Source organism: Oryzobacter telluris (genome assembly GCF_043099285.1).
Classification (GTDB): Bacteria; Actinomycetota; Actinomycetes; order Actinomycetales; family Dermatophilaceae; genus Oryzobacter; species Oryzobacter telluris.
In genome coordinates this window covers 380,295-407,095 of record NZ_CP170723.1, presented here as the reverse complement: position 1 = coordinate 407,095, position 26,801 = coordinate 380,295, and the positions used below count along the sequence as shown (strand labels likewise).

23 protein-coding genes and 3 tRNA genes are annotated in these 26,801 nt (G+C 71.7%); 9 read left to right on the top strand and 17 right to left on the bottom strand.

Annotation, left to right across the window (positions count from 1 at the left end):
* Positions 1-143: 143 nt before the first annotated feature.
* Positions 144-216, bottom strand: a tRNA-Arg gene (locus ACFLFB_RS01895).
* A gap of 443 nt (positions 217-659) precedes the next feature.
* Here ACFLFB_RS01895 and ACFLFB_RS01890 point away from each other — a divergent pair.
* Entirely contained in the window at positions 660-2,477 is a 1,818-nt protein-coding gene (locus ACFLFB_RS01890) for a phosphoenolpyruvate carboxykinase (GTP) (RefSeq protein WP_392544014.1), read from the top strand.
* Positions 2,478-2,576: 99 nt separating this feature from the next.
* Here ACFLFB_RS01890 and ACFLFB_RS01885 read toward each other — a convergent pair whose 3' ends face one another.
* Positions 2,577-3,188 (bottom strand): hypothetical protein, encoded by a 612-nt coding sequence (locus ACFLFB_RS01885; RefSeq protein ID WP_392544013.1) that lies wholly within the window; start codon positions 3,186-3,188, stop codon positions 2,577-2,579.
* A 167-nt stretch (positions 3,189-3,355) separates the two neighbouring features.
* On the opposite strand from ACFLFB_RS01885, the gene ACFLFB_RS01880 reads away from it, so the two are divergent.
* On the top strand, positions 3,356-4,093 hold the full coding sequence (locus tag ACFLFB_RS01880) for a response regulator transcription factor (protein WP_392544012.1): 738 nt from the start codon (positions 3,356-3,358) through the stop codon (positions 4,091-4,093).
* A 26-nt stretch (positions 4,094-4,119) separates the two neighbouring features.
* Positions 4,120-5,595: a sensor histidine kinase gene (locus ACFLFB_RS01875; protein WP_392544011.1), complete on the top strand. Its 1,476-nt coding sequence runs from the start codon at positions 4,120-4,122 to the stop codon at positions 5,593-5,595.
* A 169-nt stretch (positions 5,596-5,764) separates the two neighbouring features.
* Here the strand turns inward: ACFLFB_RS01875 and ACFLFB_RS01870 are convergent, their stop codons facing one another.
* Entirely contained in the window at positions 5,765-6,286 is a 522-nt protein-coding gene (locus ACFLFB_RS01870; RefSeq protein ID WP_392544010.1) for a GNAT family N-acetyltransferase, read from the bottom strand.
* Positions 6,287-6,435: 149 nt separating this feature from the next.
* On the opposite strand from ACFLFB_RS01870, the gene ACFLFB_RS01865 reads away from it, so the two are divergent.
* Positions 6,436-8,502, top strand: coding sequence for a glycosyltransferase family 39 protein (locus tag ACFLFB_RS01865; RefSeq protein ID WP_392544009.1), 2,067 nt, complete (start codon positions 6,436-6,438; stop codon positions 8,500-8,502).
* On the top strand, positions 8,499-9,776 hold the full coding sequence (locus tag ACFLFB_RS01860; RefSeq protein WP_392544008.1) for a glycosyltransferase: 1,278 nt from the start codon (positions 8,499-8,501) through the stop codon (positions 9,774-9,776). The genes ACFLFB_RS01865 and ACFLFB_RS01860 overlap by 4 nt, the downstream gene beginning before the upstream one ends.
* Here ACFLFB_RS01860 and ACFLFB_RS01855 read toward each other — a convergent pair.
* Both ACFLFB_RS01855 and ACFLFB_RS01850 read right to left on the bottom strand, forming a co-directional pair.
* Positions 9,710-10,270 carry a hypothetical protein gene (locus ACFLFB_RS01855; RefSeq protein WP_392544007.1) on the bottom strand — a complete coding sequence of 187 codons (561 nt, stop codon included), beginning with the start codon at positions 10,268-10,270 and terminating at the stop codon, positions 9,710-9,712. The two genes, ACFLFB_RS01860 and ACFLFB_RS01855, sit on opposite strands and share 67 nt — an antisense overlap.
* Positions 10,267-10,734, bottom strand: coding sequence for a hypothetical protein (locus tag ACFLFB_RS01850; protein WP_392544006.1), 468 nt, complete (start codon positions 10,732-10,734; stop codon positions 10,267-10,269). Before ACFLFB_RS01850 ends, ACFLFB_RS01855 begins: the two co-directional genes overlap by 4 nt.
* A gap of 360 nt (positions 10,735-11,094) precedes the next feature.
* Here ACFLFB_RS01850 and ACFLFB_RS01845 point away from each other — a divergent pair.
* A tRNA-Ser gene (locus ACFLFB_RS01845) sits at positions 11,095-11,184 on the top strand.
* A 268-nt stretch (positions 11,185-11,452) separates the two neighbouring features.
* Here the strand turns inward: ACFLFB_RS01845 and ACFLFB_RS01840 are convergent.
* The 4 genes from ACFLFB_RS01840 to ACFLFB_RS01825 form a co-directional block, all read right to left on the bottom strand.
* A complete protein-coding gene (locus tag ACFLFB_RS01840) occupies positions 11,453-12,199 on the bottom strand; it encodes an SDR family oxidoreductase (RefSeq protein WP_392544005.1) in 747 nt (248 codons plus the stop codon).
* On the bottom strand, positions 12,196-13,011 hold the full coding sequence (locus tag ACFLFB_RS01835) for a carbohydrate ABC transporter permease (protein ID WP_392544004.1): 816 nt from the start codon (positions 13,009-13,011) through the stop codon (positions 12,196-12,198). The genes ACFLFB_RS01840 and ACFLFB_RS01835 overlap by 4 nt, the downstream gene beginning before the upstream one ends.
* Positions 13,008-13,943, bottom strand: coding sequence for a carbohydrate ABC transporter permease (locus ACFLFB_RS01830; RefSeq protein ID WP_392544003.1), 936 nt, complete (start codon positions 13,941-13,943; stop codon positions 13,008-13,010). Before ACFLFB_RS01830 ends, ACFLFB_RS01835 begins: the two co-directional genes overlap by 4 nt.
* Positions 13,944-14,036: 93 nt before the next feature.
* A complete protein-coding gene (locus ACFLFB_RS01825) occupies positions 14,037-15,398 on the bottom strand; it encodes an ABC transporter substrate-binding protein (RefSeq protein WP_392544002.1) in 1,362 nt (453 codons plus the stop codon).
* A gap of 303 nt (positions 15,399-15,701) precedes the next feature.
* On the opposite strand from ACFLFB_RS01825, the gene ACFLFB_RS01820 reads away from it, so the two are divergent.
* Complete coding sequence (locus ACFLFB_RS01820; protein WP_392544001.1) at positions 15,702-16,682, top strand: helix-turn-helix domain-containing protein; 981 nt, start codon at positions 15,702-15,704, stop codon at positions 16,680-16,682.
* Between the two features lie 15 nt (positions 16,683-16,697).
* On the opposite strand, the gene ACFLFB_RS01815 is transcribed toward ACFLFB_RS01820, so the two are convergent.
* Positions 16,698-18,164: a mannitol dehydrogenase family protein gene (locus ACFLFB_RS01815; protein ID WP_392544000.1), complete on the bottom strand. Its 1,467-nt coding sequence runs from the start codon at positions 18,162-18,164 to the stop codon at positions 16,698-16,700.
* A 200-nt stretch (positions 18,165-18,364) separates the two neighbouring features.
* On the opposite strand from ACFLFB_RS01815, the gene ACFLFB_RS01810 reads away from it, so the two are divergent.
* Positions 18,365-20,254, top strand: coding sequence for a penicillin-binding transpeptidase domain-containing protein (locus tag ACFLFB_RS01810; protein ID WP_392543999.1), 1,890 nt, complete (start codon positions 18,365-18,367; stop codon positions 20,252-20,254).
* A 67-nt stretch (positions 20,255-20,321) separates the two neighbouring features.
* Here the strand turns inward: ACFLFB_RS01810 and ACFLFB_RS01805 are convergent, their stop codons facing one another.
* The 5 genes from ACFLFB_RS01805 to ACFLFB_RS01785 all read right to left on the bottom strand — a co-directional run bounded on the left by ACFLFB_RS01805 (position 20,322) and on the right by ACFLFB_RS01785 (position 24,266).
* Positions 20,322-20,525, bottom strand: a complete 204-nt coding sequence (locus ACFLFB_RS01805) for a cold-shock protein (RefSeq protein WP_392543998.1) — start codon at positions 20,523-20,525, stop codon at positions 20,322-20,324.
* A gap of 222 nt (positions 20,526-20,747) precedes the next feature.
* Positions 20,748-21,143 carry a universal stress protein gene (locus ACFLFB_RS01800; protein WP_392543997.1) on the bottom strand — a complete coding sequence of 132 codons (396 nt, stop codon included), beginning with the start codon at positions 21,141-21,143 and terminating at the stop codon, positions 20,748-20,750.
* A gap of 115 nt (positions 21,144-21,258) precedes the next feature.
* Positions 21,259-22,089: an ATP-binding cassette domain-containing protein gene (locus tag ACFLFB_RS01795; protein ID WP_392543996.1), complete on the bottom strand. Its 831-nt coding sequence runs from the start codon at positions 22,087-22,089 to the stop codon at positions 21,259-21,261.
* 58 nt (positions 22,090-22,147) lie between these two features.
* Positions 22,148-23,170, bottom strand: a complete 1,023-nt coding sequence (locus ACFLFB_RS01790; protein WP_392543995.1) for an ABC transporter permease — start codon at positions 23,168-23,170, stop codon at positions 22,148-22,150.
* Positions 23,171-23,174: 4 nt separating this feature from the next.
* Entirely contained in the window at positions 23,175-24,266 is a 1,092-nt protein-coding gene (locus tag ACFLFB_RS01785) for a substrate-binding domain-containing protein (RefSeq protein ID WP_392543994.1), read from the bottom strand.
* 113 nt (positions 24,267-24,379) lie between these two features.
* On the opposite strand from ACFLFB_RS01785, the gene ACFLFB_RS01780 reads away from it, so the two are divergent.
* Entirely contained in the window at positions 24,380-25,423 is a 1,044-nt protein-coding gene (locus tag ACFLFB_RS01780) for a LacI family DNA-binding transcriptional regulator (RefSeq protein ID WP_392543993.1), read from the top strand.
* 4 nt (positions 25,424-25,427) lie between these two features.
* On the opposite strand, the gene ACFLFB_RS01775 is transcribed toward ACFLFB_RS01780, so the two are convergent.
* Both ACFLFB_RS01775 and ACFLFB_RS01770 read right to left on the bottom strand, forming a co-directional pair.
* Positions 25,428-26,387, bottom strand: coding sequence for a DUF1206 domain-containing protein (locus ACFLFB_RS01775; protein WP_392543992.1), 960 nt, complete (start codon positions 26,385-26,387; stop codon positions 25,428-25,430).
* A gap of 136 nt (positions 26,388-26,523) precedes the next feature.
* A tRNA-Ser gene (locus ACFLFB_RS01770) sits at positions 26,524-26,610 on the bottom strand.
* Positions 26,611-26,801: the final 191 nt, after the last annotated feature.

Genomic DNA, 26,801 nt, shown 5'->3' with positions numbered 1-26,801 from the left:
GGGCCGAAGGACCCGTGCGGCGAACTCCGGAGCCCATTTCCTCGGACCCCAAGGGTGGCGGGGAACGGTCGCACGTCCGGACAGAGCAAGGCCCCGACCGCGTTTCCGCCGGCCGGGGCCTGTCCTACTGTCTCAACACAGTGCGCGCCCGAAGGGATTCGAACCCCTAACCTTCTGATCCGTAGTCAGATGCTCTATCCGTTGAGCTACGGGCGCCTGTCACACCCACGGGCGCAACGAGAGAGCAGACTACCGGAGCCCTTCGCCGGTCGTGAAATCCGCCGGGTGCCGCCCGGGAGGGACCCCGCCACCCGGCCCCGCTCCACACCGGCGCGGCCCCCATCGACGCGGCCCCGCGACCCACCCACGCGGCCGGACGCCGACATCCGCCCGCCCCACGACCGTGACCGCCGTGTAACCGGCCGTCACTCCGTGACCTGCCTTTTCAGCGGCCTTGCAAGAGTTTTCAGTCGGCCCACCGTCTTGTGAGGAGCCCCACAAGGTGCAAACGCTTCCACGGTGGCTACCCCTCGGTACCCGGGCATACCGTGGCAAAAGGCTCCCAGCGGCGGGCGCCGAGCCACCGCCCACCGGCGGGCCCGAGCGTGCGTCGTCGGGCGGTGGCCGACCAGTAGAGCCGGACCGGCGGAAGGACGACCATGACCACGCAGGCAGTGCACGACACGGGGACGAGCCACGAGGGCCTGCAGGCCTGGGTCGACGAGATCGCAGCCCTCACCACCCCCGACCGCGTGGTCTGGTGCGACGGCTCCAGCGACGAGTGGGACCGGCTCACCGCCGAGCTCGTCGAGGCCGGCACCTTCACCCGCCTCGACGACGCGAAGAAGCCCAACTCCTTCCACGCGGCCAGCGACCCCACCGACGTCGCGCGCGTCGAGGACCAGACCTTCATCTGCTCGGTCAACGAGGCCGACAGCGGCGCCACCAACAACTGGATGGCGCCCGACAAGATGAAGGCGACCATGACCGAGCTCTACGAGGGCTCGATGACCGGTCGCACGATGTTCGTCATCCCCTTCGTCATGGGCCACCTCGACTCCGAGGCCCCGATGTTCGGCGTCGAGATCACCGACAGCGCCTACGTCGTCGTGTCGATGCACGTGATGGCGCGGGTCGGCACCGAGGTGCTCCACGCCATCGAGGAGCGCGGCGCCGACTTCGTCAAGGCGCTGCACTCGGTCGGCTTCCCCCTCACCGACGGCACCGCCGACGTCGCGTGGCCCTGCTCGCAGACCAAGTACATCTCGCACTTCCCCGAGACCCGCGAGATCTGGTCGTACGGCTCGGGCTACGGCGGCAACGCCCTGCTCGGCAAGAAGTGCTACGCCCTGCGCATCGCGTCGGCCATGGCGCACGAGGGCGGCTGGCTGGCCGAGCACATGCTCATCCTCAAGCTCACCTCGCCGCAGCAGCAGGTCCACTACATCGCCGCCGCGTTCCCCAGCGCCTGCGGCAAGACCAACCTCGCCATGCTCCAGCCGACCGTCCCGGGCTGGAAGGTCGAGACCCTCGGCGACGACATCGCCTGGATGCGCTTCGGCAAGGACGGCCGTCTCTATGCCGTCAACCCCGAGTTCGGCTTCTTCGGCGTCGCCCCCGGCACCAACGAGAAGACCAACCCCAACGCCATCCGCACCATCGAGCAGGGCAACTCGATCTTCACCAACGTCGCCCTCACCGCCGACGGCGACGTCTGGTGGGAGGGCCTGGAGAACGTGCCCGACCACGCGACCTCGTGGAAGGGCGAGCCCTGGACCCCGGACAGCGACGAGGTCTCGAGCCACCCGAACAGCCGCTACTGCACCCCGATCTCGCAGTGCCCGATCCTCGCCGACGAGTACGACGACCCGAACGGCGTCCCGATCTCGGCGATCTTCTTCGGAGGACGTCGCAAGACCACCGTGCCCCTCGTCACCGAGTCGCGCGACTGGACCCACGGCACGTTCATGGGCGCCACGCTCTCGTCGGAGACCACCGCCGCGGCCACCGGCGCCGTCGGCGTCGTGCGCCGCGACCCGATGGCGATGCTCCCCTTCATCGGCTACAACGTCGCCGACTACTTCCAGCACTGGATCGACCTCGGCAAGGACGCCGACGCCACCAAGCTCCCGAAGATCTTCTACGTCAACTGGTTCCGCCGCGATGACGACGGCGGCTTCCTCTGGCCGGGCTTCGGCGAGAACAGCCGCGTCCTCAAGTGGGCGATCGAGCGCATCGAGGGCACCGCGGCCGCCATCGAGACCCCGATCGGGCACGTCCCCACGCCGGAGTCGCTCGACACCGACGGGCTCGACCTCACCGACGAGGAGCTGGCCAAGGCCCTGTCGGTCGACGTCGAGGAGTGGAAGGCCGAGCTCCCCCTCATCGAGGAGTGGTTCGCCAAGGTCGGCGACCAGCTGCCGACCCCGCTCGCCGACGAGCTGGCCACCCTGCGCGCCCGCCTCGAGAGCGCCTGACCCCCGACCGGTTCGCCCGGAACGGCACGAGGAGCCCCGCGGAGCAGCACGCTCCGCGGGGCTCCTCGTCGTCCCGGTCCTGATGGAGGGGCGGCCGGGTCAGGTGGTCTGGCCGGTGCCGTTGGCGTCGCCGGGGTCGGAGGACGTGCCGCCCTGCTGCTGCGGGTCCTGGCCGGGCCCGCCGCGGCCGCCGTCGTGACCGCCGGGCATCTGGCCCTGGCCGGGCATCTGGCCCCCGGGGCCGCCCTGGCCGCCCTGGCCGCCCGGCCCACCCCGGCCCGGGCCGAACTGGCTGGTGTCGCCACGGCCCCCACCGTCGTCACCGAGGGCGAAGGCCGTGGTCGCACCGGCCGCAGCCCCCACCCCGAGGCCGACGGCCAGGGCGGCGGCGACCGCGGTCTTCTTGCCCGACCACCGCGGCGGACGGACCGCCGGCGCCGTGGCGACGGGGGCGGCGGCGGGTGCGGCCGTGACGGGAGCGGCCGGAGCCGCCTCGCTGGCGGCGGCCACGGGGACGCCCTCCTCCGGGACGTGTCCGGCCTGCGCCCAGGCGGGAGCCGCCGGGTCGGGTGCCGGCGTGGGCGGCAGCTGCTCGGTGTCCGCCGCGCTCGCGGGGGCATCGTGGCTGGTGGGGGCGGCCTCGTCGGCGGTGGCCTGGTGGGCGCCGTCGGGCTGGTCGGGGATCGGCTGGGTGTGGTCGCTGGGGGTCATGGTGTCCTCCGGGTCGGGGGGCGATCGTCCTGTCGAGAGTGCGGCGGGCCTCTGTGGCCGACCTGTGGCGACGCCAGCAAACCGCTGACATCCCAACGCACAGGACACACAGGTTCGGCACAGGAAACGCATGGACGGGCAACAGCAGCCGGACACACACTGGATCCATGACCACGACCCGTTCGCAGACGGCCCCCGCCCTCCAGCGCCCCGACGGCAGCCCCGTGCGGGTGCTGGTCGTCGACGACGAGCCCAACCTCACCGAGCTGCTCTCGATGGCCCTGCGCTACGAGGGCTGGGAGGTGCGCAGCGCCGGCAGCGGTGTCGCCGCCGTGCGCGCCGCCAAGGAGTTCGGCCCGGACGCGGTCGTCCTCGACATGATGCTCCCCGACTTCGACGGCCTCGAGGTCATGCGCCGGATGCGCGGCGACGACCCCAACGTGCCGGTCCTCTTCCTCACCGCGAAGGACGCCGTCGAGGACCGCGTCGCCGGGCTCACCGCCGGCGGCGACGACTACGTCACCAAGCCGTTCAGCCTCGAGGAGGTCGTGGCCCGCCTGCGTGCGTTGATGCGCCGCACCACCGTCGCGGCCGACGACGGCGGCTCGCTCCTCGTGGTCGGCGACCTCACGATGGACGAGGACAGCCACGAGGTCATCCGCGACGGCGCCGACATCCACCTCACGGCCACCGAGTTCGAGCTGCTGCGCTACCTCATGCGCAACCCCAAGCGGGTGCTGTCGAAGGCGCAGATCCTCGACCGCGTGTGGAACTACGACTTCGGCGGCCAGGCCAACGTCGTCGAGCTCTACATCTCCTACCTGCGCAAGAAGATCGATGCCGGCCGCAACCCGATGATCCACACGATGCGCGGCGTGGGCTACGTCCTCAAGCCCACCGACTGAGCGGTCGGACCGGCTCCGGACCCGCCATGCCCCATCCCGTCTCCCGCTGGACCCTGCGGGCCAAGCTCCTGGCCTCGGTCCTCTCCCTGCTCGCGATCACGATGCTCGCGGTGGGTGCCGTGACCCTCGTGACCACCCGGCAGTACCTCGAGAACCAGCTCGCCGACGACGTGCAGCGCTCGGTGATGCGCGTCGACGAGCGCCGCGGTGACGGCGTCCCGCGCCTGCCCCAGGGCGACGGCCCGAGCGGCCCGCAGCGCAGCCCGGGGGGCGGTGACTCCCTCGTCCTCGAGCTCACCTCCACCGGTGCGGTGGCCGTCGACGACGGCGGCGACCCGGTGAACTCGGTCGTCGACGAGCGGGGCCGGTTCAGCACCCTCAACGCCCGACAGATGGCCGAGCTGCGCCGGGTGGACGCGGCGTCCTCCCCCACGCGCATCGACCTCGGCGACGGGACGGGGACCTACCTCGTCATCGCCCGGACGCTGCCGCAGAGCGGCGACCTCCTCGTCGTCGGCCTGTCGACCCAGCCGGTGGAGGAGTTCATCGACCGGCTCATCGCGGTCGTCGCCGGCGGCACGGCGGTCGGGCTCGTCCTCGTCGCCATCGGCGGGACGTTCGTCATCCGGCGCAGCCTCGCCCCGCTCGACCGCGTCGCCGCCACCGCGCGGGGGGTCTCGCACCTCAAGCTCGACTCCGGTGACGTCGCCCTCGCCGTGCGCGTGCCCGAGGCGGATGCCGACGAGCGCACCGAGGTCGGCCAGGTCGCCGTCGCCCTCAACACCATGCTCGACAACGTCGAGTCGGCGCTGCAGTCGCGCCAGGAGAGCGAGACGCAGGTGCGGCAGTTCGTCGCCGACGCCTCGCACGAGCTGCGCACGCCGCTCGCCTCCATCCGGGGCTACGCCGAGCTCACCCGCCGCGAGCGGGAACCGGTCCCCGACACCGTGAAGCACGCCATCGGGCGCGTCGAGGCCGAGGCGCTGCGGATGCAGGAGCTCGTCGAGGACCTCCTCCTCCTCGCCCGCCTCGATGCCGGCCGCCCCCTCGAGCGCGAGGCCGTCGACCTCTCCCTCCTCGCCGTCAACGCGGTGAGTGACGCGCACGCCGCCTCGCCGCAGCACGCGTGGGAGCTTGACCTGCCCGAGGAGCCCATCGAGGTCCCGGGCGACCAGGCCCGGCTGCACCAGCTGCTCGCAAACCTCCTCGCCAACGCGCGCACCCACACGCCTCCCGGGACGAAGGTCGTCACGCGGGTCCGGCCGGAGGGTGGGCTCGTGCGGGTGTCGGTGTCCGACGACGGGCCGGGCGTCCCGGATGCGTTGCAGGCCAGCGTGTTCGAGCGCTTCACCCGTGGCGACGACGCGCGCACGCGGGCCCAGGGGTCGACCGGTCTCGGGCTGAGCATCGTCGCCGCGGTGGGCCAGGCCCACGGCGGCCGGGTCGAGCTGGCGAGCCGGCCGGGCAACACGACCTTCTCCGTCCTCCTCCCCACCGGCTGACCCTCCCCCTCTCACCCCGACTCCGTGCGAGTTGGGTGCGGTTCCGGCGCGGCGCGAGGGCAGGAACCGCACCGAAGTCGCACGAGGTCGCCGTCACCAGCGCGACTTCTTGCGGTTCACCCACCTCCGCGAGCCGTTCTTCGACCCGTCTGCGGTGGGTGGAGCGCAGTCAGTCGTGGAGGGGGAGGGTGTAAGCGAGGAGGTGGACCTCCGGGACGGGCTGCCAGTCACGCTCGGGGATCCGCGTGAAGCCCAGCCGCTCGTAGAGGCGGTGCGCCACGTGCATCGTCGTCGACGAGCACAGGACCACGGCGTCGAAACCGCGCTCCCGCGCCCGCTCGATGACGTGCCGCGCCAAGGCGACGCCCACACCCCGACCGGCGGCGGACGGGTCGACCGCGAGCGAGCGCATCTCCGCCTCACCCTCCCGCGACACCTCGACCAGGGCCGAGCCGGGCTCCACGTAGGTGACCGTTCCGATGACGCGGTCGCCGTCGAGCGCCACCCACACCTCGGCCTCCCGGTGGCGGTGGGCGGCATCGCGCAGGAACTCGAGGTACGCCGCGTCCGACGGGATGACGCCCGCCCCCACGTACGCGTCGACGGTGAGGTCGCCGACCACGGCCAGCTCGTCCTCGCGCGCCCGTCGGATGACGAGGGGCGCGGACGGGTCGGGCGGCGGCACTGGCACGCCGCCATCCTCCCACCCCACCGCCCGTGAGTGCGGAAGTGGTTGCCAGAGCGACCAGTTCCGCACTCACGGCCGAAGGGGAGGGAGGTCTACGGAGGAGGACAGGGCGGGCACAGCCCCGGCACATCGGCGGGTCCGACCGTGGAGGCATGGACACCGCGACCCTCACGCAGCCCGACCCGACGCACCGTGCCGGACCTCCCGAGCCGGCCCCCGCTCCTCTGCCCGGGCCCGGCACCTCGCGCGGCTCCGCCCTCGCGGACCGCGGTCGTCGCGTCCTCCGCGGGCCTGAGGACGACGCGGCCTGGGCACGCCCCGCCCTCCTCGCGCTGCTCGTCGTCACCGCCGGCGCGTACCTCTACAACCTCACCGCCAGCGGGTGGGCCAACGCGTTCTACTCGGCTGCGGTGCAGGCGGGTTCGGACTCGTGGTCGGCCTTCTTCTGGGGCAGCTTCGACGCGAGCAACGCCATCACCGTCGACAAGCCGCCCGCCGCCCTGTGGGTGATGGCGCTGTCGGTGCGGCTGTTCGGGCTCGGCTCGTTCGCGATCCTGTTGCCGCAGGTGCTCATGGGCGTCGGGACCGTGGCGGTCGTCCACGCCACCGTGAAGCGCCGCTCCGGCCCGGCCGCCGGCCTCCTCGCCGGCGCGGCCCTCGCCCTCACGCCCGTGGCCGCCCTGATGTTCCGCTTCAACAACCCCGACGCGCTGCTCACCCTCCTCATGGCGCTGGCCGCGTGGGCGACGCTGCACGCCATCGACAAGGGGTCGATCCGGTGGATGGCTCTCGCGGGCGTCTTCGTCGGCTTCGGCTTCCTCACCAAGACGCTGCAGGTGCTGCTCGTCGTCCCGGCCCTGGGCATCGCGTGGGTCCTGTTCGCGGACACCATGATCGGCCGTCGGCTCCTCGGGTCGCTCGCCGCGGTCGGGGCGATGGTGGTCTCGGCCGGCTGGTGGGTGGCCGTGGTCGAGCTCGTCCCGGCGAGCATGCGCCCGTACGTCGGGGGCAGCCAGACCGACTCCTTCCTCGAGCTGACGTTCGGCTACAACGGGCTCGGCCGTCTCGACGGCAGCGAGGTCGGCAAGGTCGGCGGCGGCGGGGGTGGCGGGTTCTCGACCGACGTCGGCGTCCTGCGGATGTTCGACTCGTCATCCGGTGGCCAGATCTCCTGGCTGCTGCCCGCGGCCCTGCTCCTCGCCGTGGCGGGCATCGCCTTCCGTGGGCGTGCCCCGCGCACCGACGCCCGGCGCGCGGCCCACGTGCTCATGGGGCTCTGGATGGTCGTCACCGCCCTGACCTTCTCCCTGATGCAGGGGATCTTCCACGACTACTACACGGTCGCCCTCGCCCCGGCCATCGCCGCCCTCGTGGGGATGGGCGCGGCGGAGGCCTGGGAGCGCCGCGACCGCCTGAGCGGCGCGCTGGTCCTCTCGGCCGCCACGGCCGCGAGCGCCGCGTGGGCGTTCGTCCTCCTCTCGCGGACCACCGCGTACGGCGGCTGGCTGCGCTTCGGCATCCTCGCCGTCGGGCTGGCGGCGGCCGCGCTCCTGCTCCTCGTCGGGCGGCTGCACCGCACCGGGGTCCGGGCCGTGGCCGTGGCGGCGGTCGTGGCGTCCCTCGCGGGGCCGGCGGCGTACACGGCGACGACCCTGGCCACGGGCCACTCGGGGTCGATCGTCACGGCCGGCCCCTCCACCGGTGGCGGTCCCGGCGGGATGCGCGGCGGGGCGATGCCGGGCGGAGCCCCCGCGGGCGGCCCGGCCGCGGCGAACGGCACGACCCCGGGCGCGACCGGCGGCACCGCCACTGGCGGCGGCACGCGTGGCGGCGGCATGGGCGGCCTGCTCAGCGCGACCACGCCCGACGCCGACGTCGTCGCCGCCCTGCAGGCCGACGCCGACTCCTACACCTGGGTCGCCGCGGCGGTCGGCTCGCAGAACGCGGCCGGCCTCCAGCTCGCCTCGCAGCAGCCGGTGATGGCGATCGGCGGCTTCAACGGGTCCGACCCGGCGCCGACGCTGGCCGAGTTCCAGGCCGACGTGGCGGACGGGAGGATCCACTACTTCCTCGCCGGCGGCGGCTTCCGCGGGCAGAACGGCGGCTCCACCGCCTCGAGCGAGATCGGCACCTGGGTCGCGGCGACCTTCACCGAGGTCACGATCGGGGGCCAGACGTTCTACGACCTGACCCAGCCGGTGGCCGGGAGCGCGTCGTGACCACCGTCCTCGACGTCGTGGTGCCGGTGCACGACGAGCAGGCCGTGCTCGCGGCCTCCGTGCACCGGCTGCACGCCCACCTCGTCGAGACGTTCCCGTACCCCTTCCGCATCACCATCGCCGACAACGCGAGCACCGACCTCACCTGGGAGGTGGCCACGCACCTCGTGGCCACCCTCCCGGCGGTCCGGGCCGTGCGGCTGGAGCAGAAGGGCCGCGGCCGGGCGCTGGCCCGGGTCTGGGGCGAGTCCGACGCCCTCGTCCTCGCCTACACGGACGTCGACCTCTCCACCGACCTCGACGCCCTGTGGCCCCTCGTCGCCCCCCTGATGTCCGGGCACTCGGACCTCTCCATCGGCAGCCGGCTGCACCGGTCGTCGCGGGTGGTCCGCGGGGCCAAGCGCGAGGTCATCTCCCGCGGCTACAACCTCCTGCTGCGCGCCACCCTCGGCGCCCGCTTCTCCGACGCCCAGTGCGGGTTCAAGGCGATCCGCGCCGACGTCGCCCGTGAGCTGCTCCCCCTCGTCGAGGACACCACGTGGTTCTTCGACACCGAGCTGCTCGTCCTCGCGCAGCGGTGCGGGCTGCGCATCCACGAGGTCCCTGTCGACTGGTACGACGACCCCGACAGCCGAGTCGCCCTCGCCTCCACCGCGCGCGACGACCTCAAGGGGATGTGGCGGGTCGGCACCGCCCTGGCGCGCGGCCGCCTGCCCGTCGACGAGATCGCCGAACGCATCGGCCGCGGCCCCGTGGAGGCACCGAGGTCGATGGGCGGGGAGCTCGCCGTGTTCGCCGTCATCGGGGTGCTGTCGACCCTGCTGCACCTCGGCGGGTTCGTCGCCCTGCGCCAGGGGATGGAGTCCGCGGCGGCGGCCAACGCCATCGCCCTCCTCGTGGCCGCCGTGGCGAACACCTGGGCCAACCGGCGCTGGACCTTCCGCGTGCGCGGCCGGGCCGGCGCCTGGCGGCAGCAGGTCCAGGGGCTGCTCGTCCTCGTGTTCACGCTCGCGATGACGACGGCCGGCCTCGACCTCCTCCACGCCGCGATGCCCGGTGCCGGCACCGGCGTCGAGACCGCGGTCGTCGCGATGACGACCGCCGTCGCCACCGCGGTGAAGTTCCTCGCGATGAAGCTCTGGGTGTTCGCGCCCGCCTCGCTCCGACCAGCGGGAGGCGGCGGGGCGTCATCTGCGGAGGACGGCGCTCAGATCTCGACGACGGCGAACGACCCCTTGGTGTCCTCGAACACGACGACCCCGGTCCACTCGTAGCCGTCGACCTCACCGGTGCACACGACGACGGTGGACACGGAGACGGCGGCGGTGTCGGGGCACTGGACGTCGTGGTCGATCCCGTAGTCCTCGAAGAGGTTGCCGAGCACGTGCTCGAGCCGGTCGGCGCCCAGCGGGGCACCGTCCGGCAGCCCGACGACCTCCCCGCGCAGGGTCTCGCCGTAGTACCCGTCCTCCGGGACGGCGGCAGCGCCGATGTCACTCACGAGCAGCAGGAGGGTCAGCACGAGCGACAGGCCGGCACCCACGGCGGCACCGATGGCCCAGCCCAGCGCCGTGCGCGCGCTGCGCAGGGCCGTGGCCGACTCGGAGTCGGTGGCGGGCGGCGCCCAGCCGGGGTACGCCGGCGGTGGCCCCCAGGCCTGCGGTGGGTACTGCGCCGGGTACTGCGGCTGCGGGGCGGGCGCGGCGGGCGGACCCGAGCGGCCCTGCGGGCTCGGCGGGACGAGCGGCTGCTCGGGAGGCGTGCTCACCACTCGTCCTCGACATCGCTCATCGTCGTGACGTCGAACGATCCGCTCGAGGCGGTGAACCGCACGACGGCGTACCAGCGGTCGCCGTCGGCACCGCGGCACAGGACCGAGGCGTCGGCCTCGACCCGGCGCACGTCGTCACACTCGATGCTGCTCGGCGAGCGGTGGATGGCGCCGGTCGTCCTCCCGGCCGCGACGAGCCCGTCGCGCAGGGCGGTCCCCGACATCGAGCCGTCGCTCGCCGGGGTGGCCGCGCCCGAGAAGGCGCTGTTGCTCATCGGGATCGGCCCCTCCTCGACCCAGTCGCCCTCGGAGCCCGCCATGAGGCCGCCGATGAGGAGGAACGGGAACACGACCATCAGGACCTGGGCCAGCAGGGCCAGGCCGCCGACGACCAGCGCGATGATGCCGATGGTGCGGGCGGTCTGGTCGCGCGCCTCCACGGCCGGTGGGCGCGGGGACACGACCGGCCAGGCGGGCTGGGCCCGCGGCCACCCGGGCTGGGGCTCCTGCCATCCCGCCGGAGCGGCGGCGGTCGGTGGGACGGGTGGCTGGTGGTCAGGCGTCGGCTGACCCCCCGGAGTCGTCATGGCGGGCAGTGTGGCAGCGATGCGGGCGCCGTGTCCCCCGAACCGCCGAGCGCCCACCGCGCGCACCCGGGCGGCCGGCCTCCCATCACTGCTGCACGAAACCGGGGCCGGGGCACCGGTTTCCTGCAGCACTGATCTCGAGGCCGCAGTGAGCGGTACCCAGGGTCGCGCCACGTCCGGCGCCGGACCCGTTTTGCCCGGTGGTGCGCGGGTTCGTTACCCTGTCCCTTCGTTGGAGGCGTCGCCTAGTCCGGTCTATGGCGCCGCACTGCTAATGCGGTTTGGGTCTCAAGCCCATCGAGGGTTCAAATCCCTCCGCCTCCGCAGAACGAAAGCCCCGCGAGCGAGCTCGCGGGGCTTTCGTCTGCGTCGGCAGGGGGATGCCGGGAGCGGGCGTGGGCGGGTGAGGAACGAACCCGCCCATCCCGCGGCTCCCTCCGCCCCACCACCTCAGTACGGCAACACGCCGAGCAAGAGGCCCGAGCATCGGCGTGTTGCCGTACTTAAGTGCGCGAGCCCGCGAAGTGGGGCCCCTCCGGGGTCCAGCAGCCCGGAGGGGCCCCACAGCTCACACGCGGACGAGCAGACCGCCTCAGTGCACCTCGGCGAGGCTCCACATCGTCCACAGCTCGGTGCGCATCCGCCGGGGCTGGCGCAGCGCGTGCACCACGGCCGCCCCGATGTCGGAGGGCTGCATGAACGGCCCGTCGGCGGGGTCGTCGCCGCCGAACCGTCCGTCGGCCGCGGCGAAGGCCGTGTTGACCCCGGCCGGGGCGATGACGGTGGTCCGGATGCCCTCCGAGCGCAGCTCGCGGTCGAGCGCCGTGCCGAGGTTGATCTGGGCCCCCTTGGTGGCCGCGTACACGGCCTCCTTGCCGCCGCCGATCATCAGCCCGGCCACCGAGCCGATGATGACGATGTCGCCGCCACCGCCCTGGGCACGGAACTGCCGCACCGCCGCCCGGGCCACCCACACGGTGCCCTTGACGTTGACGTCGACCATCAGCTCGACCTGCTCGGTCGGCACGTCCAGCAGCCCGCCGTAGAACCCGACCGCCGCGTTGGCGATGACCGAGTCGACCCGCCCGAACGCCGCCACCCCGGCGGCCACGAGCGCGTCGCACGACGCCACCGACCGGACGTCGCCGAACGACAGGGCGACCCGGTCCGGACCCCACTCCTCGAGCAGGGGCCGGACCGCGTCCTCCCGCAGGTCACCGGCGACGACGCGCCCTCCGTCCTCGAGGACGAGGCGGGCGACGGCACCCCCGATCCCTCCACCGGCGCCGGTCACGACGACGACGGTGTCGGCGAGGCTGCGGACCTCGGCTCCGGTCACTTGATGGCTCCCATCGACAGGCCGCGGACGAGCTGCTTCTGCGCGACCCAGCCGGCGATGATGACCGGCAGGGCCGCCACCGTGGCGGCCGCCGACAGCACCGCGAGGAACTGTCCGCGTCCGTCGACGAAGCTGCCGAGGAACGGTGGGGTGGTGCGCGCGGCCGACGAGGTCAGCAGGGTGGACAGGAAGTACTCGTTCCAGCTGAAGATGAAGGTGATGAGCGCGGCCGCCGCGACCCCGGGCAGGACCAGGGGCAGCACGACCCGGACGATCTCGCGGTACAGGCCCGCACCGTCGACCCGCGCCGCCTCGACGATCTCGAAGGGCACCTCGAGGAAGAACGAGCGCATCATCCACACGGTCACCGGCAGGTTCACCGCGCCGTAGACGATCGCCAGCATGTAGATGTTGTCGAGCAGCCCGATGGTCTTGAGGATCATGAACAGGGGCAGCACGACCGCGGCGAGCGGCATGAAGCGGGTGGAGATGAAGAACGACAGGGACTGCTCGACGTTCTTCACCCGCCGGATCGACAGGGCGTAGGCGGCGGGGATGGCCAGCACGACCGAGATGACCGTGGCCGTCACCGCCGCCGTCAGCGAGTTCATCAGGTAGCCCTTCATCCCGCGGTCGAACGCGGTGGTGAACCCGTCGAGCACCGGGGTGAAGAAGAGCTGGGGGTTGATCGAGGACGCCACCGACTCGGGCTTGAACCCGTTGAGCAGCATCCAGAACACCGGGAAGAAGAACGCCAGGACCAGGAACCAGGTGAACGCGGTGACCAGGGTCCCGCGCAGCTTGGTGCTCATCGGCTACCTCCAGCCATGAAGACCTTGAACAGGGTGCGCAGCGCGATGGTCGCCACGATGATCGTGAGGATGACGGTCACGACGCCGTACGCCGCGGCCTCCCCGACGTCGAGCCCGATGAAGGCCCGTTCGTAGAGCAGGTAGGCCAGCGTCTTGGTCCCGCCGGTGCCCTTGGTGAGGATCGCGATCGGGTCGAAGACCTGCAGGATGATGACCGACCCCAGCAGCACACCGATCTCGATGTACATCCGCAGGTGCGGCAGCGTGATCCACGTGAACGTGCGCCAGGTGCCGGCGCCGTCGACGTTCGCGGCCTCGAGGATCGCCTTGTCCTGGCCCTGCAGGCCGGCGAGCAGGATGAGCATCATGAACGGTGTGAACTGCCACGTCAGCACGATGACCACGGTCGCCATCGGGTGCTCGGTGCCCCACGACACCACGGGCAGCCCGAGGGTCTTGAACAGCCAGTTCACCATCCCGATGTTGGTGTCGAACATCGAGTACTTCCAGATCAGCGACGCGGCCGCGGGCATGATGAGGAACGGGGTGATCATCAGCGTGCGGGCCAGCGCCCGGCCGCGGAACTGCCGGTCCAGCAGCACCGCGAACAGCAGCCCGAACAGCAGCGAGAGGACCACCGCGAACGCGGTGATGAGGACGGTCGCGACGATCGAGGGCCACAGGTTCCCCGAGGTCAGCGCGGTCTTGTAGTTGTCCACGCCGGTGAAGCCACGGTCGGCCGGGTAGAGCAGGTTCCACTTCATCGTGGAGAAGCCGATGGTGACCAGGAACGGGACCTGCGTGAGCAGGATGAGGAAGATGACGGCCGGCATGAGGAGCCCGCGGCTGCTCCAGGCGTTGCGCCGCAGGATCCGACGCTTGTCGCTCGCGGCCTTCGCCTCGACCTTGTCGAGGTTCGTGGTGGTGGTCATGCGCACTCCCTTGTGCGTCGTCCTACGGGAACGGGACCGGGATCCGGTGCCGGGGCGGTATGTGCGCGCCCCGGCACCGGTGCCCTGGGTGGGTCAGCCCTTGTGGGCGTCCCCGGCCTTCTGCGCGAGCTCCTGGCACTTGCCGAGGGCGTCGTCGACCGAGCTGCGGTTGGCGATGTAGTCGGCGATGAGCTGGGCGCACTGGTTGCCGACGTCCTGGAACTCCGGGATGGAGACGTACTGGATGCCGACCCAGCCCTGCGGGTTGACGCCCGGCTGCTTCGGGTTGACCGCGCTCATGACGTCGAGCGTGATCGGGGCGTAGGCGGCCGCGGCCTCCTTGTACTCGGGGATCTCGTAGGTCGAGGTCCGCGAGCCCGGCGGGACGTTGCTCCAGCCGATCTTGGTGCCGACGAGCTTGATGTAGTCCTTGCTCGTGGCCCACTTGACGAACTTGACGGCGGCGTCCTTGTTCTTCGTCGAGGACGGCACGGCCAGGTTCCAGCTCCACAGCCAGCCCGACTCCTTGGTCTTGTTCACAGGCATGTGGGCGTAGCCCATCTTCCCCTTGACCGGCGAGTCGGCGGCCTCGAGCATCGAGGCGGCGACGGAGGCGTCGGCCCACATGGCGGCCTTGCCCTCCTTGAGCGCGGTGAGGCACTCGTTGAAGCTGTAGGACACCGGGTCCTTCTCACCCGACTCGTCGAGCATCGTCTTGTAGAAGGTCACGGCCTCCTTCCACTCCGGGGTGTTGACCGTGGCGGTCCACTTGTCGTCGTACCAGTTGCCGCCGAAGGTCTGCACGACCGTGGTGAGCGGCGCGAAGAGGTCGCCCCAGCCGGGCTTGCCGCGCATGCAGATGCCCGCGGTGTCGGCGGTGTTGACCTTCTTGGCCGCGTCCGCGACCTCCTGCCACGTCGGGTTGGTCCCGAGGCTGGCACCGGCCTTGTCGAGCAGCTCCTTGTTGTACATGAGGATCGAGGACTCGCCGTAGAACGGGACGGCGAACTGCTTGCCCTCGAAGGAGATGGCGTCGCGGACCGGGGGGAGGATGTCGCCCACGTCGTAGGCCGAGTCCTTGGCCAGCTCGGGCGTGAGGTCGACGAGCCACTTGTTGGCGCCCCACTGCGGGGTCTCGTAGGCCCCGATGGTGACGATGTCGTACTGACCCGCACCACTGGCGACGTCGGCGGTCACGGCCGAGCGGAGGTCGGCCTCCTCCATGACCTGGAAGTTGACCTTGGTGCCGGGGTTGGCGCTCTCGTACTCGGTCTTCAGCTTCTCCATGTCCTTCATCTGGCCGTTGTTCACGGTGGCCACGTTGAGGGTCACGTTGCCCCCGGCGGCGCCGGAACCGTCGCCCGAGGAGACGTTCCCCGACGAGCAGGCGCCGAGCACGAGGGCCGAGGCGAGCGCTCCCGCCCCGAGCGTCAGGGCGCGCGTCTTGAACTGCATGCCTAACTCCTTTGGTAGGTGTGTCGTCCACTCCCGGCCGCGGGCCCGGAACACGTTCGGGGACTGGCCCGTTCGGTGCATCAGTGCTCAACTGCCTGGAACACCGCAATGGTGAGGATCGCGGCGCCACCCCGACAAGGTCCATCCGTGGCGCTGTTTCGGTACTATTTTTCCCAGAGCCACCTGAGGCCCACGTCACACCACGCCCCGCACGCTCCCGCGAGCGGCGGCCGGGCCCCGGGCGCGACGAGGACGTCGGAAGGTGTGGTCACGATTTCGTATCAGTCGAGGTCGACCGAACCCGTGCAGCACCTGCTGGGCCACGACGACCACCCCCCGCACCACCACCCGATGCCGAACGCCCCGCGTCGGGAGGTCATCCCGCCCCACCCGATGCAGTCGGTGCGCGCCATCACCCACGACTTCCCCAGCGAGATCTGCGGCTGGGGGTCGCACCCCGAGTACGAGATCCACCTCATCACCAAGACGCACGGCAGCTTCATCGCCGGCGACCACATCGGGACCTTCGCCCCCGGGCACGTCAGCATCATGGGGCCGAACCTGCCGCACGACTGGGTCAGCGACCTCGAGCCGGGGCAGGTGGCCGTCGACCGCGACGCCGTCATCCAGTTCACCGACGAGTGGATCCGCCGCTGCATGGAGGTCATGCCCGAGCTCGGAGAGCTCGACGAGATGCTCAAGCTCTCCAGCCGCGGCCTCGTCTTCTCCGGGGCCACCGCGTGGCGGGCCGCCGAGACCATCCTCGCCGTGGAGAACAGCCGTGGGGCAGAACAGCTCTCGTACCTTTTCAGGCTGCTCACGCTGTTCGCGCGGGCCCCCGAGGACGAGCGCGAGGTCGTGGCCAGCGAGTGGATGGGCCGCCCCACCGACGGCAACTCCCGGGCCGCGGTCGAGGCCGGGCTCAGCTACATCTTCGAGCACCTCACGGGTGACATCCGGCTCTCCACGGCGGCCCGGCTGGCGTACATGTCGGAGCCGACCTTCTCGAAGTACTTCAAGAGCGCCACGGGCATGACCTTCAGCAACATGGTCAAGAAGCTGCGGATCGCCCACGCCCGGCGGCTGCTCGACACCACCGACCACCCGATCGCCCACGTGGCCACCCTCAGCGGTTACCACAACATGGCGAACTTCAACCGGCAGTTCCTCGCCGAGGTGGGCACGACGCCCACCACCTACCGGCGCCTGGAGTCCTCACAGAAGCCGCCGCCGGAGGTGTTCAGCCTGGGTCTGAAGGCACCGGTCGGCCAGACCGCCGACTGACCGGTCGGCGCGGCCTCAGCGGGCCAGGACGTGGTCGACGAGACCGTGCACGCCACCCTCGGCGAGCACCGCGCGCAGGCGGCAGTAGGCCTCGAGGAAGCGGGCGTCCTGCGCGAGGTCCCCGAACAGGGCCTCGAGCTCGACGAACGCCTCCGGGCGGGGGTCGAGCGCAGCGGCGGTGAGCTCGGCCGCGTGGACGTCGTCGGGCACCTCGGACGCGCCCAGCCCGCCGCGGCCGATGAGCGCCCAGTACTCGGCCCAGGCCGCCACCATCGCGGCGCCCAGCTCGACGGGGCGCCCGGCGGCGAGGTTGTCGCGCACCGTCGGGAGGGTGAAGGTCGCCATCCGGTTGCCGCCGTCCGTGGCCAGGCGCACGAGGGTGTCCTTGATGCCCGGGTTCGAGAAGCGCTCGAGGAGGGTGTCGCGGTAGCCGGCGAGGTCGATGCCGGGCAGCTCGCCGAGGGTCGGTGAGGCCTCGTCGGCCATGTAGCGGGCGAGGTAGTCGCGCACGCGGTCATCGCGCATCGCCTCGTCGACGAGGAGGTAGCCGAGCGGGGCCCCGAGGTAGGCGAGCGCCTGGTGGCTCGCGTTGAGCAGGCGCAGCTTCATCAGCTCGTAGGGGGTGACGTCCTCGACGAACTGGACGTCGACCTCCTCCAGCGCCGGCCGGCCGAGGGGGAAGTGGTCCTCGACGATCCACTGGGTGAACGGCTCGGCGGGCACCGGCCAGCGGTCGTCGATGCCGAAGTCGCTGGTCAGGGCCTCGCGGTCGACGTCGGTGGTGGCCGGGGTGATGCGGTCGACCATGCAGTTGGGGAAGGCCACCTCGGCCTCGATCCAGTCGGCGAGCTCGGCGTCGACGAGGCGGGCGAACGAGGTGACGGTGCGGCGGGCCACCTCGCCGTTGCCCTGGAGGTTGTCGCAGGAGAGCACGGTGAACGGGGCCAGCCCGGCCTCCCGCCGCCGGCGCAGCCCCTCGACGACGTAGCCGAAGGCGGTGCCCGGGGCGTCGAGGTGCGCGATGTCGTGGACCACCGACGGGTGGCCGGCGTCGAACTCGCCCGTGGCGGCGTTCTTGAGGTAGCCGCCCTCGGTCACCGTGAGGCTGACGATGCGCACGGCCGGGTCGAGCAGCCGCTCGTGCACCGCCGCGGCGTCCTCGGGGCCGTAGAGGTACTCGAGCACCGAGCCGACGACCCGGGGCTCCAGGGTGCCGTCGGGGTGGCGGACCACGAGGGTGAACTCGCAGTCCTGCGCCCGCATCGCGTCGCGCATCGCCGCGTCGTGCGGCAGCACCCCGACCCCGCAGATGCCCCAGTCGAGGCCGTGGCCGCGCTCCATCAGGCGGTCGACGTACATCGCCTCGTGCGAGCGGTGGAAGTTGCCGAACCCGAAGTGGACGATGCCGACCGTGGCCGCCGCCCTGTCGTAGGACGGCGTGGACACGCTCGCGGCGAGCGGTTGGTCGGTCAGCGATGACACCGGTACAGGTCCTTTCGAGAACGGGAACCCTGCAGCATGGAACCAGTCCACGGCCGGTGGGACCAGTGCCAGCCGCCTCGTGGAATCAAAAGATCGACGACGCACGGATTGGTACCGGCCGGGGCCTCGCGGGCGTCCGGGTCGCGGTTTCCGTGCACCCCGCGGCGGTCCGGTCCGGGGTCGGACTGTTGACTGGGGCCATGAAGGTCCGCGTCGCCGTCATCGTCGCCGCCGTCCTCGTCCTCGTCGGCGGGCTCGGGGGTGCCCTGTGGTGGCGCCAGAAGGAGGCCGACCGGGATGCCGCGGCCACGCGCGCCGTCGACGCCTTTGCCTCCGCGTGGGCCGCGAGGACGCTGCCGCCCGCGAGCCTGGAGTCACCCGCGATGGCGCAGGACTTCACCAAGACCGTCGCCGGCCTCGGCGAGGCCCCGGTCGCGGTGCGCGCGAGCGCGGCCCGGCGTGACGGCGAGACCGCCACCGCGACCCTCACGGTCCGCTGGACGCTGCCCGGCGAGACGGTGTGGGAGTACGCCGTACCGGCTCGGCTCGTGGAGCGCGGCGAGCGCTGGGTCGTCGCGGCGCCGGCGGCCGGCCGCTCCCCCTGGCACCCCGACCTCAAGGCCGGCGAGACGCTGCGGCTCGAGCGCACCACCGGCACCCGCGGCGACCTCCTCGACCGCGACGACCAGCCCCTGATGCCGCTCGGCACCGTCTACGCCATCCTCCTCGACCCCGTGAACGCGACACCCGAGTCGGCGGCCGGGCTGGAGAAGGTGGTCGAGGCGACCAAGGGCTCGCTCGTCACCGCGCTGAAGAAGGCCACCGACGCGGGGTCCAAGGGCCCCATCACCGCCATCACGTACCGCGAGGCCGACTACCAGTCCCGCAAGGCCCGCCTCGACGACCTGCGCGGCGTCATCGCCCGCGAGTCGACGCAGCCGCTGGCGACCACGCGCACCTTCGGCCAGCCGCTGCTCGGCAGCTACGGCGAGGTGACCGCCGAGATGGTGCAGAAGGGCAACGGGCGCTACGCGGCGGGGGACCGGGCCGGGCGCAGCGGCCTCCAGGGCCAGTACGACGCGACGCTGGGCGGCACCCCCGGGCTCACCGTCAGCTCGAGCGGTGGTGCCACGCTGTTCGAGAAGGCCGCCACCGACGGCGAGGACGTCCGCACCACGCTGAGCCCGCGGGTCCAGGCGGCCGCGGAGAAGGCGTTGGCCGGTGCCGGGCTGAAGGCGGCCGCGGCGCTCGTGGCCGTCGACGTCCCCTCGGGCGAGGTGCTCGCCGCGGCGAACTCGCCCTCCACCGGCTTCGACCGTGCGCTGACCGGCCGGTACCCGCCGGGCTCGACGTTCAAGGTCGCCACGACCTACGCGTACCTCAACCGCGGCATCACCTCACCGACCTCGCCGGTGCCGTGCCCGGAGTCGGCGGTCGTCGACGGGCGCGAGTTCCGCAACTTCGCGGGCGAGTCCGCCGGGGGCAGCCCCACCTTCTTCGACGACTTCACCATCTCGTGCAACACCGCCTTCGTCGGGCTCAGCGCCCGCCTGGCCGACGACGACCTCACGACCGCCGCCAAGGCGCTCGGCATCGGCGCCGGCTGGGCCGACCAGCTGGGCGTGGCCGGTGCCTTCGACGGCAGCGTCCCGGCGACCAACGGCGGCACCGACGCCGCCGCGGCCTCCATCGGGCAGGGGCGCACCGAGGTGTCGCCGCTCGCGATGGCGGTGATGGTCGGCAGCGTGGGCCGTGGGTCGTTCGTGGCGCCGGTGCTCGTGCAGCGCGAGGGCACCAACCCCCAGCCCTCCCCCCTCGACGGCACCGCGGTCGCCGACCTGCGCTCGATGATGGCGTCGGTCGTCTCGTCGGGCACGGGCACGGTGCTGCGCGGCACCCCCGGCGGCCCGGTGCGCGGGAAGACCGGCACCGCCGAGTACGGCTCCGACCCGAACACCCCGCCGCGGGTGTGGTTCGTCGGCTACCAGGGCGACGTCGCGTTCGCCGTGCTCGTCGAGGCCGGCAAGAGCGGCGGCACGGTGGCCGCACCCATCGCCAAGGCCTTCCTCACCGAGCTCGCCGCCCGCTGATGGCATGCGGAAGGCCCCGCCCGGACGAACCGGACGGGGCCTTCGCGCGTGACTCGGGGAACCCGGGTCAGATGGGGCGGACTGCGTCAGCCTGCGGACCCTTGGGGCCCTGCGTGACCTCGAACTCGACCCGCTGGGCCTCGTCGAGGCTGCGGTAGCCCTGGGTGTCGATGGCGGAGTAGTGAACGAACACGTCGGGGCCGCCGCCGTCCTGGGCGATGAAACCAAAGCCCTTCTCAGCGTTGAACCACTTCACGGTGCCCTGTGCCATATCGGGGGTAACTCTTTTCTGTGTGTAGCACGCGACCGGCACACGTCGTACCGACCGTGGATGCGAACTCCAGTCCCCTGTGGCGCGGTGTTCGACCTACGAGGTAGTGCTGTTGCTGCAACCGGCAAAAACGCTAGCACGCGGTCCTGCCGCCCGCTCGCTCCATCGGGCACCGTTCACCACGCGGACGGGACCCGGACGGGCGCCGTACGGGGAGCCGTGTCAGACAGGCGCCTTGACGGCAAGGACGTCGCACGTGGCGTCGAGCAGGACCTGCTGCGCGGTCGACCCGGTGATGAGCTTCCCGAGCGGGCTGCGGCGGCGCAGGCCGATGACGATGAGGCGCGCGTCGACCTCCGTGGCGATGTCGAGGAGCTCGTCGGCGGGGGCGAGCCCGCGGGTGGGTTGGCGCACCTCGTGGTCGATGCCCCGCTCGGTGAGCTGGGCGTCGAGGGCGTCGAGGTCCTGGGGCGCCGCGAAGTTCGCGTGCGCGTAGTCGCCGTGGTGGCCGGTGTTGACGACGACGAGCCGCTCGCCGCGGCGCTCGGCCTCGACGATGGCGAGGTCGACGGCGGCGAGGCCCTCGGGGCGGGGGATGTAGCCCACGACGATGGTCATGTCAGGCCTCCGGATCAGGTTCTGGCAGTGGGGGTCTCGCGAGTGGACGACGGGATTCCCCGTTGGGGACGGGACGCCGCACCTGGTCGTCCGTCAGGTGCGGCGCCCCGCGTTCTCAGGACGTGAGCTTCGTGGCGCCGGTCATGATGGCGACGCCCTCGCCCATGTCGTGCGACTGCGGGGTGATGACGCCCGCGCAGCCTCCGAGCCGCTGGATGTGGATGCGGTCGGCCGCCTCCCACACGTGCGGCATGTTGTGCGAGATGAGGATGACGGCCAGGCCGTTGTCCCTCAGCTGCTTGATCATGTTGAGGACCATCCCGGACTCCTTGACACCCAGGGCGGCGGTCGGCTCGTCGAGGACGACGACCTTGCTGCCGAAGGCCGCGGCGCGGGCGACCGCGACCGCCTGGCGCTGGCCACCCGAGAGGGTCTCCACCGCCTGGCCCATGTTCTGGATGGTCTGGATGCCGAGCTTCTGCACCGAGGCCCCGGCGCGCTCCTTCATCCCCTTCTTGTCGAGCATCCGCAGCACCGACCCGAGGGGACCCGGGCGACGCTCCTCGCGGGCGAGGTAGAGGTTGCTCGCGATGTCGAGCGCCGGGACGACGGCCAGCTGCTGGTAGACGGTCTCGATGCCGGCGTCGCGGGCGTCCTGCGGACGCTTGAACTCGACATCGGCCCCGTCGACCCGCAACGTCCCCGAGTCGGGCACGTAGGCGCCGGTGAGGCACTTGATGAGGGTCGACTTGCCCGCGCCGTTGTCCCCGATGACCGCCAGGACCTCGCCCCGGTAGAGGTCGAGGCTGACGCCGTCGAGGCCGACGACCCGGCCGAAGGTGATGACGAGGTCGCGCGCCGAGAGGATGGGTTCGGCCTCGTAGATGTGCCGCTTCTCCTCGGGGAGGTGGTCGACCGTGAGCGGGAGCCGTTCGGTGGTGCTCATCGGGGCCCCCGAGAAGTATCGGAGCGACGAAGGAGCGAAGAACTTCGTGGGGTGATGTTCATGCCTTGACCCTCCGGATCCACTGGTCGACGGCCACGGCGACGATGACGAGCACGCCGATGGCGAGGAGCTTCCACTGCGGGCTGACCCCGAGGATGGACAGCCCCTGGCCGAAGGTGTTGACGATGAGCGCCCCGAGCAGGGTGCCGACGAGCGTGCCGCGGCCACCGAAGAGCGAGGTGCCGCCGATGACGACGGCGGTGATCGTCTCGAGGTTGATGTTGCCGACCGCGTTGGGCGTCGCCGCGCCACTGCGCCCGATGAGCATCCAGGCCCCGATGCCGTAGATGAGCCCGGCGAGCGTGTACACCGACAGGAGCACGCGCTGGCTGGCGACACCGGACAGGCGGGCCGACTCCGGGTCGTCACCGACGGCGTAGACGTGCCGGCCCCAGGCGGTCTGGGAGAGCACGAACCCGACGATGAGGTAGAGCACGACGACCACCACGACACCGACGGTGAGCCGGAAGCTGCGCGGCCCGAAGCTCTCGCCGAGGAAGTTCAGCGAGGCCGGCATGTCGTCGGCGATGATGCTGCTGCCACCGGAGTAGAGCAGCGCGATCGCCGTGAAGATGCTCAGCGTGCCGAGGGTGACGATGAACGGCGGCAGGTTGATCTTCGTGATGAGCAGCCCGTTGAGGTAGCCCGCGAGCACCCCGAAGGCGATCCCGATGAGGATGGCCAGGGGGCCCGGAAGGCCCTGCTCGGTGGCCACGGACGCCATCACCATCATCGAGAGCACGGTGGTGGCGCCGACCGCGAGGTCGATGCCCGCCGTGAGGATGATGAGCGTCTGGCCGATGGCCAGGCAGGCGATCACGGCCGTCTGCTGGAGGTTGACCGCGATGGCGTTCGTCGCGGTGACCCGGGAGTCGACCGCGCCGAAGATCGCGTAGGTGAGCACCAGGAGGAGCAGCGGGCTCAGCCAGGGCCGACCGTGCAGGACGTGCTGCAGGCGCTGGAGCGGGGCCTGCCGCCGCCGAGCGAACTCGGCGGCAGCAGCCGATGTGGACGACGACATCGGATCAGCCCCAGCAGATCTTCGTGGCTTCGGTGGTGTCGATGCTCTCGACGCCGTCAGCCTTCTTGTCGGTGACGAGGGCGACACCGGTGTTGAAGAAGTCCAGGCCCTCGGTGGTGGTCGGCTTCTCGCCGCCGCGGGCGATCTTGGCGATCGCCTCCATGCCCAGGGTCGCCATCTTCAGCGGGTACTGCTGCGAGGTGGCGCCGATGACGCCCTCCTTGACGGACTTCACGCCCGCGCAGCCACCGTCGACCGAGACGATGATCGCGTCGGTGATGCCGGCGTCGGCCAGGGCCTTCTTGGCGCCGACCGCGGCGGGCTCGTTGATCGTGTAGACGACGTTGATGTCCTTGGAGCGGCCCAGGCAGTTCTCCATCGCCTTGACGCCGTCGGTCTCGTTGCCGAGGGAGGCCTCGTTGCAGACGATGGTGTAGTCGCCACCGCTGTACTTGCCGGACTTGGCCTCGTCACCGTTCTTCTTGCCGTCGGCGACGTCGATGCCCATGCCCTCGAGGAAGCCCTGGTCGCGGTCGTAGTCGACCGAGACGATCTTGTCGTTGAACAGGTCGAGCAGGGCGATGGTGGCGGGCTTGCCGCCGAGCTGGGCCGCGGCCCACTGGCCGATGAGCTTGCCGGCCTGGCGGTTGTCGGTGGCGAAGGTGATGTCGACGGTGTCGGCGGGGTCGGGCGGGGTGTCGAGGGCGATGACGTAGAGGCCGGCGTCGCGGGCCTTCTTGATCGCCGAGTTGACCCCGGTGGACATCGGGGTGATGAGGATGCCCTTGTCGCCGCGGGCGACGGCGTCCTCGATGGCCTTGATCTGGCCGGCGTCGTCACCCTCCTTCTCCCCCGAGCCGATGGTGAGCTTGACGCCGTTCTTGCCGGCGTCGGCCTTCGCGCCCTTCTGCATGGCGACGAAGAACGGGTTGGTGGAGTCCTTGGTGATCAGGGCGACGCCGATGCTGTCGCTACCGCTGTCCCCGGAACCCCCGTCGCTGGAACCGCAGGCTGCGGCGCCGAGCGCCAGACCGACGATCCCGGCGGACGCGAGCACCCTGCGCATCGTGCGCGTGGACGAGACGTGACTGTGCATGGTGCGAACTCTCCTTTGAGTCTCTGCTGGACGACAGCGCCGTGACAACGTTGTCAAGGCCTTGTCTACTCCGACCTTGCGCAGACGTCAACACATGGGTTACACATCGTGATGTGAAGGTGACATCGTTGTCCGGCCAGTCCAACCGCGCCACCATGCGCGACGTGGCGGCCCTCGCGGGTGTCAGCCTCAAGACCGTGTCCCGGGTGGTCAACCGTGAGGCGGGGGTGTCGCCCGACGTCCGCGAGCGGGTCACCGCCGCCGTGGTGCGCCTGGACTACCGGCAGAACCTGGCCGCGAGCAACCTGCGCCGCACCGGTGCCCGGACGGGGCTGGTCGGCGCCCTCGTGCAGGACCTGTCCAACTCCTTCTCGGCCTCGCTGCTGCGGGCGCTCGAGGACGCGGCGCGGCGTCGGGGCACCGCCGTGCTGGCCGCGAGCCTCGACGAGGAGAGCGAGCGCGAGCAGGAGCTCATCCACGACCTCGTGACGCGGCGCGTCGACGGGCTCGTCCTCATGCCGGCCAGCGAGCGGCAGGACTACCTCGTGGCCGAGCTGCGGTCCGGCACACCGGCGGTGTTCGTCGACCGCCCGCCCCGCGGGGTCGACGCCGACTCGGTGATGGTCGACAACCACGCCGGTGGCGCGATGGCGGCCGAGCACCTCCTCCTCCAGGGCCACCGCCGCGTCGCGGCGCTCTCGGACATGGGCACGATCCACACCGCCGGGCAGCGCCTGGCGGGGTTCCGGTCGGCCTACACGGCGCGGGGCCTGCGGCCCGACAGCACGCTGCTCGTCGACGGGCTGCGCTCCACCGAGCAGGCCGCCGAGGTCGTCCACGAGCTGATGTCGCTCGCCAACCCGCCGACCGCGATCTTCACCGCGCGCAACATCCTGTCCACCGGGGCGGTGCGGGCGCTGGCCGAGCGCGGGCTGCGCCGCGAGGTGGCCCTCGTCGGGTTCGACGACTTCCCGCTCGCCGACCTCCTCGACCCTCCGCTCACCGTCATCCGGCAGGACGTCGCCCGCATCGGCAAGACGGTGGCAGACCTCCTCTTCGCGCGCATCGACGGCAACGACGCACCCCCGCGCCACGTCGTCATCGAGCCCTCGCTCGTCGTCCGCGGCTCCGGCGAGATCCCCCCGCCCCCGCGCTGACGCGTCAGCGGCGCAGGTGGCGGGCGCGGGTCACGAGGTAGACCCCGAAGAGCATCAGCCCCACCGAGATGAGCGAGAGCTCGTAGCGCCCGAGCGGGGCGGCCTGGAGGAAGCGCAGCGCCCCGTCGATGCCCGTCGCCCCCTCGGCCCGCTGGGTCCACGCGGCGGCGATGAAGAGGTACCCGACGAGGGCGAAGGCCACCCCCCGCATCACGAAGCCGATGCGACCGGCCACCTCGGCCAGGCGCCCGGGGTGGCGCTCGAGGTCGACGAGGAAGTCGCCGGTCCAGCCCGTCCAGAAGCTGAAGGCACCCACGCCGCCCACGGCGAGCCCGGTGATGACGACGAGGAGCGTCCCTCCCGGGAGGGCGAGGAGGCTTCGCGTGATGCTCACGGTCGACTCCCGGCTCGACTGGCCCGAGCCGATGGCGAACGCCGCGGCGCTCCACGCGACGGTGACGTAGGCGAGGCCGTCGGCGCCGTGCTCGAGCCGCTTGAAGCCGGTCTTGCAGTGCCGGCCGGTGATGGCGCGCGCCAGGTTCCACAGCGCGACCACCGAGAAGCCGACGAAGCCGATCCACAGGGCCCACCGGCCGCCGACCGTGTCGGCCAGCGTGGTGAGCGCGCCGGACTCGTCGGCCGTTCCGCCCCAGCCCCACGCGATGCCCAGCCCCGCCCAGCCCATCGCGACGTGCAGCACGCCGTCGAGGAGGAAGCCGATGCGCGCGCCCGTGCTGATGGTCGGGTGGGTCTCGGCCACCTCGGCGGCGTGGCTGGTCACCTGGGCGAAGGCCTGGGCCGCCTCCCCCGCACCCTCGACGACCTCGCCGGCCTTCTCACGGACGTCCTCGAGCCGCTCGACCACGGCCTCGCCGGCGTCCTCGATGAAGTCCTCGGCCCGCTCGACGACCGCCTCGACGACCGAGCCGTCGTCGGTGTCGCCGGGGCGATCGGGACCACTCACCATCGGACGATAGCGCCGCCCCCACCGCACCGGTACCAGCGCGTCCTACCGCCCCGTACGTGGGGTGATCACCCCGCTGACCAAGCGGTAGGTCGCGCCGTGGGTCGTGAGGTCTCTGCTCCCGCTGGGATTCGTGCGGAGGGCGTGGGATTCGAACCCACGATGACGTTGCCGCCATAGCGGTTTTCAAGACCGCCGCACTAGGCCACTATGCGAGCCCTCCTGGCCCGGCCGGAGCCAGGCACGTCACAGGGTATTCGCCGTGGATGCCCGTCCCCGCCCGGGTCGAGGTAATCCGCCCGCACCCGAGACCAGCCGAACACCTCGACCGCGCGCTCCATCAGCCGGGTCGAGGTGAAAGGCGACCCCCACACGGTCGGGTTTCACCTCGACCCGGTGCAGCCGTGCAACCGG

Excerpts from the sequence above, each read along its gene's own strand:
- ACFLFB_RS01890 (WP_392544014.1), top strand. The coding sequence starts at position 660 with ATGACCACGCAGGCAGTGCACGACACGGGGACGAGCCACGAGGGCCTG.
- ACFLFB_RS01885 (WP_392544013.1), bottom strand. The coding sequence starts at position 3,188 with ATGACCCCCAGCGACCACACCCAGCCGATCCCCGACCAGCCCGACGGC.
- ACFLFB_RS01880 (WP_392544012.1), top strand. The coding sequence starts at position 3,356 with ATGACCACGACCCGTTCGCAGACGGCCCCCGCCCTCCAGCGCCCCGAC.
- ACFLFB_RS01875 (WP_392544011.1), top strand. The coding sequence starts at position 4,120 with ATGCCCCATCCCGTCTCCCGCTGGACCCTGCGGGCCAAGCTCCTGGCC.
- ACFLFB_RS01865 (WP_392544009.1), top strand. The coding sequence starts at position 6,436 with ATGGACACCGCGACCCTCACGCAGCCCGACCCGACGCACCGTGCCGGA.
- ACFLFB_RS01835 (WP_392544004.1), bottom strand. The coding sequence starts at position 13,011 with ATGAGCACCAAGCTGCGCGGGACCCTGGTCACCGCGTTCACCTGGTTC.
- ACFLFB_RS01830 (WP_392544003.1), bottom strand. The coding sequence starts at position 13,943 with ATGACCACCACCACGAACCTCGACAAGGTCGAGGCGAAGGCCGCGAGC.
- ACFLFB_RS01825 (WP_392544002.1), bottom strand. The coding sequence starts at position 15,398 with ATGCAGTTCAAGACGCGCGCCCTGACGCTCGGGGCGGGAGCGCTCGCC.
- ACFLFB_RS01810 (WP_392543999.1), top strand. The coding sequence starts at position 18,365 with ATGAAGGTCCGCGTCGCCGTCATCGTCGCCGCCGTCCTCGTCCTCGTC.
- ACFLFB_RS01805 (WP_392543998.1), bottom strand. The coding sequence starts at position 20,525 with ATGGCACAGGGCACCGTGAAGTGGTTCAACGCTGAGAAGGGCTTTGGT.
- ACFLFB_RS01800 (WP_392543997.1), bottom strand. The coding sequence starts at position 21,143 with ATGACCATCGTCGTGGGCTACATCCCCCGCCCCGAGGGCCTCGCCGCC.
- ACFLFB_RS01795 (WP_392543996.1), bottom strand. The coding sequence starts at position 22,089 with ATGAGCACCACCGAACGGCTCCCGCTCACGGTCGACCACCTCCCCGAG.
- ACFLFB_RS01790 (WP_392543995.1), bottom strand. The coding sequence starts at position 23,170 with ATGTCGTCGTCCACATCGGCTGCTGCCGCCGAGTTCGCTCGGCGGCGG.
- ACFLFB_RS01785 (WP_392543994.1), bottom strand. The coding sequence starts at position 24,266 with ATGCACAGTCACGTCTCGTCCACGCGCACGATGCGCAGGGTGCTCGCG.